Source organism: Candidatus Amarolinea dominans, assembly GCA_016719785.1.
Classification (GTDB): Bacteria; Chloroflexota; Anaerolineae; order SSC4; family Amarolineaceae; genus Amarolinea; species Amarolinea dominans.
Genome location: JADJYJ010000015.1, coordinates 15,795 through 29,625, shown reverse-complemented (window position 1 = coordinate 29,625; position 13,831 = coordinate 15,795). Strand labels below are relative to the sequence as shown.

At 60.3% G+C, this 13,831-nt stretch carries 10 protein-coding genes, 2 pseudogenes and 2 CRISPR repeat arrays (1 of these 14 running past the window's edge); all 12 genes and pseudogenes read left to right on the top strand.

All coding sequences use genetic code 11. The features are described 5' to 3' along the window. Positions 1–38: 38 nt before the first annotated feature. Positions 39–788 (top strand): enoyl-[acyl-carrier-protein] reductase FabL, encoded by a 750-nt coding sequence (gene fabL / locus IPM84_15980; protein MBK9094237.1) that lies wholly within the window; start codon positions 39–41, stop codon positions 786–788. A gap of 44 nt (positions 789–832) precedes the next feature. Then, positions 833–1,360, top strand: coding sequence for a DinB family protein (locus IPM84_15975; protein MBK9094236.1), 528 nt, complete (start codon positions 833–835; stop codon positions 1,358–1,360). An 8-nt stretch (positions 1,361–1,368) separates the two neighbouring features. Continuing rightward, positions 1,369–2,751: a beta-glucosidase gene (locus tag IPM84_15970; protein MBK9094235.1), complete on the top strand. Its 1,383-nt coding sequence runs from the start codon at positions 1,369–1,371 to the stop codon at positions 2,749–2,751. 43 nt (positions 2,752–2,794) lie between these two features. Then, positions 2,795–3,865, top strand: coding sequence for an aldo/keto reductase (locus tag IPM84_15965; GenBank protein ID MBK9094234.1), 1,071 nt, complete (start codon positions 2,795–2,797; stop codon positions 3,863–3,865). Further along, positions 3,852–5,906 (top strand): glycogen debranching enzyme family protein, encoded by a 2,055-nt coding sequence (locus tag IPM84_15960; protein MBK9094233.1) that lies wholly within the window; start codon positions 3,852–3,854, stop codon positions 5,904–5,906. Before IPM84_15965 ends, IPM84_15960 begins: the two co-directional genes overlap by 14 nt. A gap of 14 nt (positions 5,907–5,920) precedes the next feature. Beyond that, positions 5,921–6,088, top strand: a complete 168-nt coding sequence (locus IPM84_15955) for a hypothetical protein (protein ID MBK9094232.1) — start codon at positions 5,921–5,923, stop codon at positions 6,086–6,088. A 945-nt stretch (positions 6,089–7,033) separates the two neighbouring features. Beyond that, positions 7,034–8,713: a transposase gene (locus IPM84_15950; GenBank protein MBK9094231.1), complete on the top strand. Its 1,680-nt coding sequence runs from the start codon at positions 7,034–7,036 to the stop codon at positions 8,711–8,713. Between the two features lie 200 nt (positions 8,714–8,913). Continuing rightward, positions 8,914–9,763: a CRISPR direct-repeat array (repeat unit 37 nt; unit sequence GTTTCAATCTCGCAATCGAGTTTGGGCCGGTTCACGC). Between the two features lie 610 nt (positions 9,764–10,373). Continuing rightward, positions 10,374–10,547 carry a hypothetical protein gene (locus IPM84_15945; GenBank protein MBK9094230.1) on the top strand — a complete coding sequence of 58 codons (174 nt, stop codon included), beginning with the start codon at positions 10,374–10,376 and terminating at the stop codon, positions 10,545–10,547. An 11-nt stretch (positions 10,548–10,558) separates the two neighbouring features. Next, positions 10,559–11,023 (top strand): hypothetical protein, encoded by a 465-nt coding sequence (locus tag IPM84_15940; protein MBK9094229.1) that lies wholly within the window; start codon positions 10,559–10,561, stop codon positions 11,021–11,023. 85 nt (positions 11,024–11,108) lie between these two features. Next, a pseudogene (locus IPM84_15935) lies at positions 11,109–12,462 on the top strand (transposase). A 35-nt stretch (positions 12,463–12,497) separates the two neighbouring features. Beyond that, complete coding sequence (locus tag IPM84_15930; protein MBK9094228.1) at positions 12,498–12,848, top strand: hypothetical protein; 351 nt, start codon at positions 12,498–12,500, stop codon at positions 12,846–12,848. Next, positions 12,835–13,632 (top strand): annotated as a pseudogene (locus IPM84_15925) (ATP-binding protein). Before IPM84_15930 ends, IPM84_15925 begins: the two are co-directional and overlap by 14 nt. 31 nt (positions 13,633–13,663) lie before the next feature. Next, positions 13,664–13,831: a CRISPR direct-repeat array (repeat unit 37 nt; unit sequence GTTTCAATCTCGCAATCGAGTTTGGGCCGGTTCACGC) (it continues 6,519 nt past the right edge of the window).

Sequence of the window (13,831 nt, the reverse complement as noted above, 5' to 3'; positions counted from 1 at the left end):
CTGGTGGGGCGATGATGACGGCGCGATCCGACGCATTCCTGGCCGGCAAGACCGCCATCGTCACCGGCAGCGGTCGCGGCATCGGCCGGGCGATTGCCATCGAGCTGGCGCAGGCCGGCGCGCAGGTGGTGGTCAACTTCTTTCGCCGCCGTGAATCGGCCGAGGAGACGGCCGCGGCCATCACGGCCGCGGGCGGACGCGCCCTGGTGGTCAAGGCCAATGTGGGCCAACTCGACGGCCTGCAGACCCTCGTGCAGGAAACGGTCAAGGCCTTTGGCGGGGTGGACATCTTCATCGCCAATGCTGCCAGCGGGGTGCTGCGGCCGGCCGTGGAGCAGGACGAGCGCACCTGGGATTGGACGATGAACATCAACGCGCGTTCTCTGCTGTTTGGTGCGCGGGCGGTGGCGCCGTTCATGCAGGCCCAGGGCTGGGGCCGCATCATCGGCATCACCAGCATCGGCTCCACCCGTGTACTGCCCGAATACGCCATGGTCGGCATCTCCAAGGCGGCCATCGAGGCCGCGGTGCGTTACCTGGCCGTGGAGCTGGCGCCGACCGGCATCGTGTGCAACGCCATCAGCCCGGGCGTGGTGGAGACGGAGGCGCTCGATTTCTTCCCCAGCAGGGACCAAATCTTGGCCGAAGGGCTGCGGCGCACGCCGGCCGGGCGCTTCGTGCAGCCTGAAGAGGTGGCGCGGCTGGTCGCGTTCCTCTGTTCGGACGATGCCCGCATGATCATGGGCCAGGTGATCACCATTGACGGCGGTTACGCCCTGTTGGCGTAGCAGCAGATGTTTGGAATGAAAAGAGAGTAACGGAGCGAAGCAAAATGAGCAACGACAACCGGCGTGCGCGGATTCGCACCAGGCTGGAAGAGGCCCGTCAGGAACTCCTGGATGTGTTGGACAAAATTACGCCTGACACCGAGATACAATCTACCGAAAACCCCGCCTGGACCGTTCATGACATCGTGGCGCATGTCACCCTGTCGGAGCGCGGACTGCAGGCCACCGTTCAACGCTTCCTGGAAGGGGTTGAGCTGCCCGCTGATTTCAGCCTGAACGTGTGGAACGAGCGCCAGGTCAAAAAAGCGGCCAACCGCTCGCTGGCCGAGATGATTGCGGCGATGACCGGCTCGCGCCAAGGGACCCTGGAACTGCTCGAATCGCTGAGCGATGAGCAGATGGCGGTCGAAGGCATGCATCCGGCCGGCTTTCGCACCACAGTCGCGGGCGTCTTCAAGGTGATGGCTTACCATGAACGCCTGCACGGCGCAGAGATTGCACGTGCCCTGGGACTGCCCGCACCCCGCATCCCGGCCTGGCCGGGAACCGACGTTTCTGTGACGAGAGAATAAAGAACATCATGCCATCTTTTCTGACCTTTCCTGAACATTTCTTGTGGGGCGCGGCCACCGCAGCCTACCAGATCGAAGGCGCCTGGCAGGCCGACGGCAAGGGGGAGTCCATCTGGGACCGCTTCGCACACACGCCGGGCAAGACCCGCAACGGTGACACCGGCGATGTGGCGTGCGATCACTACCACCGCTGGCCGGACGACATCCGTCTGATGCAGTCGCTGGGACTGCGCGCTTACCGCTTCTCCATCGCCTGGACGCGCATCCTGCCCCAGGGCCGCGGCGCCATCAACCAGGCCGGGCTTGATTTTTACAGCCGCCTGGTGGATAGCCTGCTGGCCGCCGGCATCGAGCCGGGCGTCACGCTCTATCACTGGGACCTGCCCCAGGCCCTGCAAGACCAGGGCGGATGGGCCAATCGCGACACCGCGGCCGCGTTCGTGGAGTATGCCGATGTGGTCAGCCGCCGCTTGGGCGACCGTGTCAAACTGTGGATTACGCACAACGAGCCGGCCGTGGTGGCATGGCTCGGCCATTCGAACGGTGAGCATGCGCCCGGCATCAATGATGTGGCGACGGCCGCGGCGGTCAGTCATCACTTGCTCCTGTCGCACGGCTGGGCCATGCCGGTGCTGCGCCAGAACAGCCCCGACGCCCAGGCCGGCATCACGCTGAACATCAACTGGACCGCGCCGGCTTCGCGCAGCGCGGCCGACCTGGATTTTGCACGCAACGTGGATGGCCGCTGGGTGCGCTGGTTCCTGGACCCGCTCTACGGCCGCCGTTACCCCGCCGACATCACCGCTGATTTGGAGGCCGAGGGCGCGTTCCCGCACGGCGTTCTGTCCTTTGTCCAGCCCGGCGACGATGCCGCCATCGCCGCGCCGACCGACTTCCTGGGCGTCAACTACTACAATCGCGTCATCGTGCGCAGCCAGGCGGTGACCGAGGCCGACAACCTGCCGCCGACTCTCATTCCCGCGCCGCGCGATCCCGACCATTGGACCGAGATGGGTTGGGAAACCTACCCTGACGGCCTGTTCGGGACCCTGGTGCGGGTGGCGTTCGAGTATCAAGCGCCCCGCATCTACATCACCGAGAACGGCGCCAGCTATGCGGACGGGCCAGACGCCGATGGGCGAGTGCATGACGCCCGGCGTCTCGCCTATGTGCGCCAGCATTTGGTCGCCGCCTGGCGCGCCATTCAGATGGGCGTGCCCCTGGCCGGCTACTTCGCCTGGTCGCTGCTGGACAACTTCGAGTGGGCGCATGGCTATGCGCAGCGCTTTGGGCTGACCTGGGTCAACTACGAGACGCAGGAGCGCATCGTCAAGGACAGCGGTCTCTGGTACGGACAGGCGGCGCGGGCCGGCGGGTTTGCGCCGGCGTAACGGTTCAAGCGCTGAAAGATAATCGAGAAGAAGGTCTTGCTGCATGAACTATCGTTCGCTTGGGCGCACGGGCCTGCGGGTATCCGAGATCGGTTTTGGCGGTTGGGCCATTGGCGGCGCGGCGTTTGGCAACTCCTACGGCCCCACCGATGACGCCGCCTCCCGCGCGGCGATCCAGCGCGCGCTGGAGTTGGGCTGTACTTTTTTCGACGCGGCCGATGTCTACGGCCATGGGCACAGCGAAGAGCTGCTCGGCCAGGCGCTGCATGACGCGGCCGCCCGCGACCAGGTCATCATCGCCACCAAAGTGGGCGCCAACTTCTATCACCGGGATGTTGACCCGGCCCTGGCGCCCGGCCTGAGCCGTCACCTGGGGCGGCCGCTGGCCGATTTCCCGGCCGACGCCGTGCTGCCCGTGGCGCATGGCGCCAATTTCCGCCCGGACTACCTGCGCTTTGCCTGCGAACAGAGCCTGCGCCGGCTGCGCCGCGAGGTGATTGACCTTTATCAACTGCACAACCCCGGCCTGGCCTTGATCGAGCAGGGCGAGATTTGGCAGGCGCTGGACGATCTCAAGCAGGCCGGCAAGATTCGTTTCTACGGCGTGTCCATTCATCAGCCGGTCGAAGGCATCGCGGCCCTGGTCGGCGGTAAAGCAGACACGATCCAGGTGGTGTACAACCTGCTCGATCAGGCCGCGGCCAGCCAGCTCTTCCCCCTGGCCCTGGCCCTGCAGGTGGGCATCATTGCCCGTGAACCGTTGGCGAACGGCTTCCTGGCCGGAAAATACGGGCCAGACACGCGCTTTGCGCCAGGCGATATGCGCGCGACCTGGCCGGCCGATTATGTCACGGCCCGCAGCCGCGCCGCGCAGACCCTGGCGGCAGAATGGGTGCGCCCCGGCCAAACCCTGGCCCAGGCCGCCATTCGCTTTGCGCTCGATCATCCGGCCGTCAGCACCGTCATCCCCGGCGCTAAGACCCCGGGTCAGGTCGAACAGAATTTGGCCGCGGGTGGGGTTTGGAGCGCGAAGGCGCGCGCGAAGGGGCGAAGGGGCGAAGGAGCGAAGGGGGTGAGGTGGGGGGGAGAGTATGAAGGACATGGGGCAAAGTAGGGGGCCGGCTATTGCATTTGGCCGTGCGATCTGTGGGGACTTGGATGCGGCCTTGCGCCGTGAGTGGCTGGTGACGAACGGTATCGGCGGCTTTGCGGCGGGCACTATCGCCGGCGCGCACACCCGGCGCTATCATGGTCTGCTCGTGGCTGCCTTGCGGCCGCCGCTGGACCGCACGCTGCTCCTGGCGAAGTTGGACGAATGGGCCGAGATGGATGGCGCCGTTTTCCCGCTTGCCTGCAACGAATTTCAGGATGGCACCGTGGACCCGCATGGCTACCGTCACCTGGAATCGTTTCACCTGGACGGCACGCTGCCGGTGTGGCGTTATGCCCTGGCTGACGCCATCCTGGAGAAACGCGTCTGGATGGTGCATGGTCAGAACACCACTTATGTCACCTACCGCTTGGAGCGAGGCGAGCGGCCCGTGCGCCTGGGGATCGTGGCCCTGGCGAACTACCGTGATTATCACGGCGACATGCAGATGCCGACCTGGACGCCGCAACTGGAAATCTGCGCCACACCGCAGGAGAACGGTCACTGGGAAGCGGTTGACGGCCGTTTCGAACTGAAGATCACGATGTTCGAGACGGCAACCCCGTTCTTTCTGACCGCCAGCCTGCAGGGCGGCCAGCCGGCGGAACCGGCCGCGTTGCGCTTCGAGGTGCTCGATCACCTGTACCGCAACTTCCATTGGCGCATCGAAGCGGAGCGCCAGGAGACCGACCATGAAGACCTGACCGCGCTGGGGCGTTTCTACGTGGATCTGCAGCCCGGTCAAACCCTGTGCCTGGTCGCTTCTACCGTGGGTATGGATCATGCAGACGCGGTCGCCAGCCTGAGCGCCGCGCAAACCCGCGCGATCGAGCTGCTGACCCGCGCGCAGGTGACGGACGAGCCGGCCTGGATTCAACAGCTCACCCTGGCGGCCGACCAGTTCATCGTGGCCCGCGACGACGGGCATACGGTCATCGCTGGTTACCCCTGGTTTACCGATTGGGGCCGCGACACCATGATTGCGCTGCCGGGCCTGGCCTTGAGCACTGGCCGGCCAGAACTGGCCGCGTCGCTGCTGCGCACCTTTGCCCGTTATGTCAATCAGGGAATGCTGCCCAATCGCTTCCCGGACGCGGGCGAAGCGCTGGGGGATGGCGATTACAACACGGTGGACGCCACGCTGTGGTATTTCGAGGCCGTGCGCGCGGTCGTAGCTGCCAGCGGCGATCCCGATCTCTTGGCCGCGATCTTTCCCGTACTGCAGGACATCGTGGAGTGGCATCACACCGGCACGCGTTTCAACATTCGCGTGGACCCGGCCGATGGCCTGCTCAGCGCAGGCGAGGCGGGCGTGCAGTTGACCTGGATGGATGCCAAAGTGGGCGATTGGGTGGTGACTCCGCGCCAGGGCAAGGCGGTGGAGATCAATGCGCTCTGGTATCATGCGCTCTGCATCATGGCCGATTTTGCTCAACGCCTCGGGCAGCCAGCCGCCGCGTATGAGCAGCGCGCCAACCAGGTGCGCCAATCCTTTGCCCGTTTCTGGCGCGATGACCTGGGCTTCTGCGCGGATATCCTGGACGGGCCGACCGGCGATGACCTGGCGCTGCGCCCCAACGGGCTGCTGGCCGTCGCGCTGCCCAACAGCCCGTTGACGCCGTCCCAGCAGCGCCGCCTGCTCGACGCCTGCGCCCGCCATCTGCTCACCTCGATCGGTCTGCGTTCGCTCGCTGCCAGCGACCCGAACTACATCGGCCTTTACGTGGGCAACCGCCGCACGCGTGATGGCGCCTATCACCAGGGCACGACCTGGGCCTGGCTGATCGGTCCCTTCGTGCAGGCCCATCTGCGCGTCCACCAGGACCCAACCCTGGCCCGCGCCTTCCTGGAACCGTTCCGCCACCACCTCAGCGACGCCGGCCTGGGCAGCATCAGCGAAATCGCCGACGGCAGCGCCCCCTTCGCCCCGCGCGGCTGCCCCTGGCAGGCGTGGAGCGTGGCAGAAGTGCTGCGAGTGTGGAAGATGCTCAGATCTGAACGCTGAATTCTGAACGCTGAATGCTCAGAACTGAATGCTCAGAACTGAATGCTGAATACCGCGACGCCACCTATCCCGACGATCTGGCACGCTGGCGCATCTACTGGCTCGCCCATCGCCGTCACCGCAGTTCCCCAACCATCAACCCGGCTCCGGCCCCCTGGCGTCCCACCCAGGTAAACCCATGACCCCCACCAATACAACAAGGCCGGCCCACAGACCACAGCCTGCGACCGACCTTGTCCTCGTGGGCAGGCAAGTTATGTTTGGTGCGACACCTATCCGACCTCGCGGCCGGCGCTCAACCCGCGCCCGCAGCTGCCGCTCGCGCGACCCGCCGCCTGGCAAACGCCGCGGGGAACACTGTCATTGTCGCCGGTGAGGGCAGCGTTTGTCTGCCTCTCCCAGCCTTTACGTGCGCCTCGCCCACAGCGCCAGTCTGGCATACCTCAGGCGCCTTGTCGAATCGCGGATGCCGGTGGCCGGTGGCGGCTGCGTCGCCAATCTTCCCTGACCTTTATGGTCGCGTTCTTTTGCTTGACGGCCAAGCCTCGTTCCTTTACCGGCGTTCTCTGTGGTTGTGGCTCGCTTAGAAATCTTGACGCTTGACGTCGCATATCCAGTGTGATTGGGCATCATAGAGAGCGAGAGGTCCGCTTGCCACCCCGTATCCGCCTTCCCGGCGCCTGAATTCCCTCGACTGGTAACTCATCCCCCAGCCCACCATCCGTCGTCTCACCCACGCACGGTCGCTCCCACGCGCATCCCACCCATCCAAATTTGACAAGTCTTTACAAAGCAAATCGAGTTTGGGCCGGTTCACGCCAGTTCGGCCTGACCGATCTCCTCTGGCTCATTCAGGTTTCAATCTCGCAATCGAGTTTGGGCCGGTTCACGCTTGCGCCTGGCGCGGGTAGGCGCTACGCTGACGGCAGTTTCAATCTCGCAATCGAGTTTGGGCCGGTTCACGCTTTTATGGCGGTCTCCCCTGGATCGCCGTCATGGCAGTTTCAATCTCGCAATGAGAGCGTTGCAGAATTCGATAACCAAGGGCAGGGCAAGGAATTGCTGATAGCCCGGTTTTGTGGGATTATTGCTTGCAAACCGAAATCCTTCCAAAGCACAGGCTACCTATGGATATTATACCACCTGCCGTTCGATCTGTCGTAGAGAAGTACCTCATGCAGTTGCTCTACTGGTTCAGCGACGAAATATACAAGCTACTGTTACCCCGTGCGCAGAACCATTTCCTGGTTGGCCTGCGCAATCATCTGAATTTCGGCACGTTAGAGACAGCGTGCGCCAAGTATCATCATGAGGGCGGGCGCGGTGCACCCGTCGTGCATCCGGTGTCCCGCTTGGTGCGGGCGTTACTCGTGAAGTACCTGCTGAATCTGTCGCTGCGCAACCTGGAAGAATCCATCCGCTGGAATCTGCTGGTCAAGTGGTTCGTGGGTTATGCCGCATTCGAGAGCGGACCCGACCATGCCACCCTGGAACGCTTCGAACTGTGGGTGATTGAGCACCAGACTCGCACCTTCTTCGATCAGATCCTCAACCAGATTGACCACGACTTTGCCGACGATCGAGACAAGTCGCAGATCGGCGATACCTATGCCATGCGCACCAATGCCGCAACCGAAACGATCATTTGGTTGATCCGCCATACGTGCCAGCGACTCCTGACGGCATGGCAAGAAATGGATGAAGCGGGCCTGGCTGCAGTGCGAAAGCAATTGGATCGAGAAGCGATCTTTGGCGCTGAAGACGAAGCGAAGGAATTCCGTCTCGATCAAACGCAGCGCGGCAATCGCCTACAAAGAACGGTGGCCGCTGCGCTTCAGTGCCAGGCGTTGATTCGGGCACAACTAGCCGAGCATCCCTCGTTGCCAGAGGCTCAACGTCAGGCTGTGTCCGCTTTGCTCGACATCTTGAACAAAATTATGACCGATGAAGTCTCGATTACCCGTAACGAGGCCGGTGAGATTACCAGCGTGCAGGAGTTACCCAAGAACAAGAAGGGGTCCTATCGTATCGCCAGCACCACCGATTACGATGCCACCTTCCGCGTGCATGGCGAAAAAACGGACTTCGGATACAACGTCAACCTTGCCGCCACCGATACCTTCATTCGTGAGATCAGGGCTGATACCGGCAGCCAACCAGACCCCGTGGCTATCCCTGATTTGCTCACCGCTCAGCAAGAGTATCACGACTTCATGCCCGTCAAGTTAATCTATGACAAAGCAGCCGGCACCGGCAAACACCACGCTGACGTTGACAAGGCCAGCGACGGTCAAACTCAACTCGTTGCGCCTCTCATGCCCTATGACCAGCGCAGCGAACGCTTTGCCCCTGACGACTTTACCTTATCGCCCGATGATCACTCCCTCACTTGCCCCCGCGGTCGGGTCAGCACCACTGCTTACCGTTCCCAAAGTGGCGACGGACGCAGCTTTCGCTTCACGCCCGCTCAATGCGCCGACTGTCCCTTGTTCGCTCAATGTCGGGGCGACCAGGTCCCCGCATCCCACATACGCCAGGTTTTCATCAGCGACCATCGCTCCATCCTTGCCAAAGCCCGCACCTATGCCCAAACCCCCCAGTTCCGTCTGGACCTCAAGCTCCGTTCGACCGTTGAGCGCATCATCGCCAACCTCGTCCGCTACCACGGCGCACGCCGTGCCCATCGCCGGGGTCGTCTCTTGTGCGATTTCCAGGCCAAAATGTGTGCCACCGCCTTCAACCTCCGCCAGTGGCTTCGTCGCCTGCAACGCCAGGCCCAAGCTGCGTCTGCCGTGCCCCAACCCTGACCCAGGGCGTACTGCGCCCTTCGACCGGCCGAAGGTGAGAAAGATGCTTGGATGACGGGAAAAATTGGGCGATTGACCCCTCCTGAAGCCCAAATTGACCCAAAAATACCTCTCAGGCCCCAACCAGCAAACCACTACTTACCATAACGTAAAATCAGCCGCTCCGCGAAGCCCCTCAGCCGCCGCTTGACCTTAATTCTGCAACACTCTCGCAATCGAGTTTGGGCCGGTTCACGCCGACGCCGAATGCGCTTTCGTTCCTGGGGTATGGGCGTTTCAATCTCGCAATCGAGTTTGGGCCGGTTCACGCGTACCGATTACTCCCGTTTTGCACAAAGAAATGGACGTTTCAATCTCGCAATCGAGTTTGGGCCGGTTCACGCCCACAAAACGTGCCGGCGAGATCATCGGCATCACCCCCGTTTCAATCTCGCAATCGAGTTTGGGCCGGTTCACGCCGCAGCCAGCACCTACCGCAGCCGTCTGCCCGCGTGTTTCAATCTCGCAATCGAGTTTGGGCCGGTTCACGCCCATGACGGCGCCTGGGGATCCTCAACCGATTCTGCGTTTCAATCTCGCAATCGAGTTTGGGCCGGTTCACGCGCGGGGTGCGGTTGATTCGGTTGAATCCCCGCTATGTGTTTCAATCTCGCAATCGAGTTTGGGCCGGTTCACGCCTGAGCAACTGCTTGCCTTTGCTCGGTTTAGAGCGGTTTCAATCTCGCAATCGAGTTTGGGCCGGTTCACGCCCTGCATCGGGCTACAGCCTGTATTGCGACAACCACGGTTTCAATCTCGCAATCGAGTTTGGGCCGGTTCACGCCACGATGGACTAAAGCCTTGGGGAGACAGAGAAGAAGTTTCAATCTCGCAATCGAGTTTGGGCCGGTTCACGCCTGACGAGCAGCCAGCGCACGCAGACGGTGCAGCGCGGGCGGTTTGTTTCAATCTCGCAATCGAGTTTGGGCCGGTTCACGCGTGGATGACGTGCGCGACATCCTGAATTTCTTCAAGTTTCAATCTCGCAATCGAGTTTGGGCCGGTTCACTGTTCAACGACAACTATAATTACTCATTGACGACAATTAGAACTGCCCACTAGGAAGCAGCAGGCAGGTCAGGTAAACTTCCTCTGATCATGAAGGAGAGGGAGGATAAGATGACTTGTACCGATGCTCAAGTGAGGCTAGCAATGCGTGAACGAACGAAAGGCCGTACCCAAGAACAATCGGCCGTCAAAGCGAACATTAAAGTCGAAAACGGTTGCTAAGTATGAGGAGCGGAACAACTTCCCAGTGAAGTGCAGCAACCACGGGCATATCGCACGCGAGACGACCCGTTTAGTGACTATTGGCCGAAGGTAGAGCAGATGTTAGCAGCTGCTCCAGAACTGGAAGCCAAAACGCTTTTCAGTGGTTGTGCGAACAGCAGCCAGATAAGTATCAGGAAGGCCAGTTGCGAACCCTACAACGGCGGATAGCCGAGTGGCGGGCGATACACCTGGCCCAGATCGCTGTTTTGGCGCAGGTCCACCGACCAGGCGAAATTCTGCAGACGGATGGCACCTGGCTAACGGAGTTAGGGGCGACAATTGCCGGTGAGTCCTTCAAGCATGTGCTGATTCACAGCGTGTTACCCTACTCCAACTGGGAATGGGGGTGGTGGCACAATCGGAATCACTATTGGCGTACCAGCGCGCCTTGCAGGTGACCCTGTTCAACTTGGGCGCGGTGCCGGTGTACCATCAGACCGACAATTCGTCGGCGGTTACCCACTCACTGAGCGCCAGCGATGAGTTGGGCCGGGGTATAATCTGGCTTACCTGGCTCTCTTGAAGCATTATGGGATGCAGCCGCGGACCATCCATGTCGGCAGCCCCGAAGAGAACGGTGACATCGAAGCGGCCAACGGTGCGCTCAAGCAGGCGTTGCGCCAGCATCTGCTACTGCGCAGCAGCTCGGATTTTGCCTCCGTGACAGATTATGAGCACTTCATCGCTCAGGTGATGACCCGGCGCAACGAACGTCGGCGGGAGCGCCTGGCCGAGGAATTAGCGGTGATGAAGCCACTGACGGTACCTCCGCTGGAATCGTATCAAGAATGCCGGGTGAGAGTCGGCCGGGGTAGCATGATCCGGGTGCAGCACAATGCCTACTCCGTACCGACCAGCCTGATTGGCCAAATGGTCATCGTTCACATCCATGAGTGGCACCTGGAAGTCTACTTCCGGCGAAACCTGATGGCAAAGATGCCCCGCCTTGTGGGCCAAAATCAGTATCAACTGACAATACCTTCGCCAAAATGGGGGTAAGTCAAATGTGAACTAAACGGGCTTTCGTAGTAAAGTTGTTGTTGATAGTTTACGAAAATCACAACACAAGGACTAGCGAAAGCCCATGCCTGATATTGTAGCACGTTTAGAGTGTATCGAATCATTAGTGACGGCGACGACGCTGCGCCAACTCAGCCGCATCATTGCGGCAGTGTTAGCATGACAGGGCGGGTGACCATGCTTGGCATCTCGCGCTGGGCCGGTGAAGGGGGCAGTTATCGCACGGTACAGCGTTTTTTCTACACGGTAGTGCCGTGGGCGACGTTGTTTTGGGCGTTTTTCCGCCAGCATCTATATCGGCCAGACGATGTCTACATCATGGTTGGCGACGAGGTGGTGGTGAGCAAAGCGGGGCACTACACCCACGGGCTGGATCGTTTTTTTGCGGGGGTATTCGGCCGTGTGATTCCCGGCCTGGCCTTTTTCAGTTTGGCACTGGTCAACACCAAAAAACGCCGCTCATCTCAGCTGCGGATCGAGCAAGTCGTGCGCAGCGAGGAAGAAAAAAGCGGCTAACCGTGCCAAGACAGTCGCTAAGCAGACGCCCAAACCGGCTGAGCCGCGCAAGCCGGGCCGCCCCAAAGGCAGTAAGAACAAAGCGGCAACCGAAATCACCCTGTCGCCGGAACTGCTTCGCATCCAAGCCATGCTGGAAGCTCAACTCAAACTTATGGGCAAATTGATCCCTCTGACCTATCTGGCCCTGGACGGGCATTTTGGTAACCGTTTTGCCCTGCACATGGTGCAGCAGTGCAAGTTACATCTGATTTCTAAGCTGCGCTCCGACTCGGCCTTGTACTTACCTTATACTGGCCCCTGCAAAGGGCGTGGGCCGCACCGCAAATACGGCGACAAGCTGGATTACCAGAACTTGCCAGTCGAGTACCTAAAACAAACGACCGTTGACGGCCAGATCGAAACTCGCATGTACCATATTCGATGCCTGCATAGAGAGTTTAGCCAGCCGCTTAATGTCGTGGTTATCCTGAAAACTCATCTGCAAACGCAAGCCTACGCCCATGTCACCCTGTTCAGCAGCGATCTCACGCTCGCCTACGACAAACTGGTTGACTATTATTGTCTGAGATTCCAAATCGAGTTCAACTTCAGGGACGCTAAACAGTATTGGGGCCTGGAGGACTTCATGAATGTCTCCGGAAACCGCCGTCACCAATGCCGCCAACCTCTCTTTGTTCATGGTCAACTTCTCCCAGGGCTTACTGCGCAATCTCCACGACACAGACCCAGATTGCAGCGTCCTAGACCTTAAAGCGCACTATCGCGGTGCCAAATATGTGACCGAGACCATTAAAATGCTTCCCGAAAAGCCCGAGCCAGTTTTATTGGCCCGCATCTTCAGTAAACTAGCCGCCTTGGGCCGCATTCATGTCGCTCAACCTACCCCCAACTCGCCCTAGCTGGCGAAGGTATTGAACTGAACTATCGGCACTTAGTGGATAGCCTGCTACGCAAACCCGGCGGCTTTCGGGATTACCGTTACCGGGAAGCCTTGTTTCCGACCGTTGTTTTCCGGCAAGCCTGGGAAATCTTGAACCAGTGGCACTCACCGCGCAAAGCCGACCTGATCTACCTACGCATCGTGCATTGGGCGGCGCACACCCTGGAAAGTGACGTGGAAGCCGCACTGAAACGTTTGCTGGAGAGTCCAGAAACCTGGGATGACACCGACGTTGAACGCTTGATCAAGTCTCCATCACCAGCGATACCCCAGTTGGCGACATCATCAGTCAATCTGGCCCAGTACGATGCCCTACTCAGGGAGGTGAACGATGACAGTGCTTGAACCAATTGCGCAACACTGCAAACGCCTGCGGCTGCCCAGCATCGCCGAGGCCGTACCGGAAGCCCTGAGCCTGGCCCAGCAGCAGGACTGGTCTCTCGAGGAGTTTCCTGCTCTATCTGTTAGAGCAGGAAACAGCCGGTCGCCAGCAGCGTCGGGTTGAGCGCTTGCTACGTGAGGCTCACCTACCACCCGACAAAACCCTGGCCCGGTTTGAGCAGTCCCGGCTGCCTTTACGCTTGCGCCGCCAATTAGCTGGCCTGATCGAGGGCGGTTTCATCAAGGAGGCAGAAAACATATTGATTTTTGCTAACCCAGGACTGGGAAAACACATTTGGCGCCGCGTTGGCTTACGAATGGATTCACCACGATTACAGCGTCTGGTTCACTCCGACCTATAAACTGGTCGACGGCTTACTGCGAGCCAAACGGGACTATGCACTGGAACCGGAACTGAAACGGCTCGATCGCTTTCAGGTGGTCATCCTCGATGACATCGGCTATGTTCAGCAGAGCCGGGAAGAAATGGAAGTGTTATTCACTTTTCTGGCTGAGCGTTATGAGCGCCGCAGCGTAGTGATCACCTCCAATCTCGTGTTTTCACAGTGGGATCAAATCTTCAAAGATCCCTTGACCACGGCCGGCGATCGACCGCGTGGTTCATCACAGTCGGATCATCGAGTTCGGGTCCGAAATGACCAGTATGCGAGCGGAAGCAGCCGCCCGCCGCCAATCACAGGAAATGGGTCAGGCTCAGCCTGGCCAGGTTGAGGCAATTCGAAACTAACCATTCAAAATGGGTAATTCTAATTGTCGCTGATGTGTAAATCTAATTGTCGCTTGACAGGTTCACGCCCCACGCCCCTTTGCTGTGCCTGCAGAAGTTGAAGGTTTCAATCTCGCAATCGAGTTTGGGCCGGTTCACGCCGTGAAGCTGGCCGCGTCCTAGAGGGGGAAATGATGGTTTCAATCTCGCAATCGAGTTT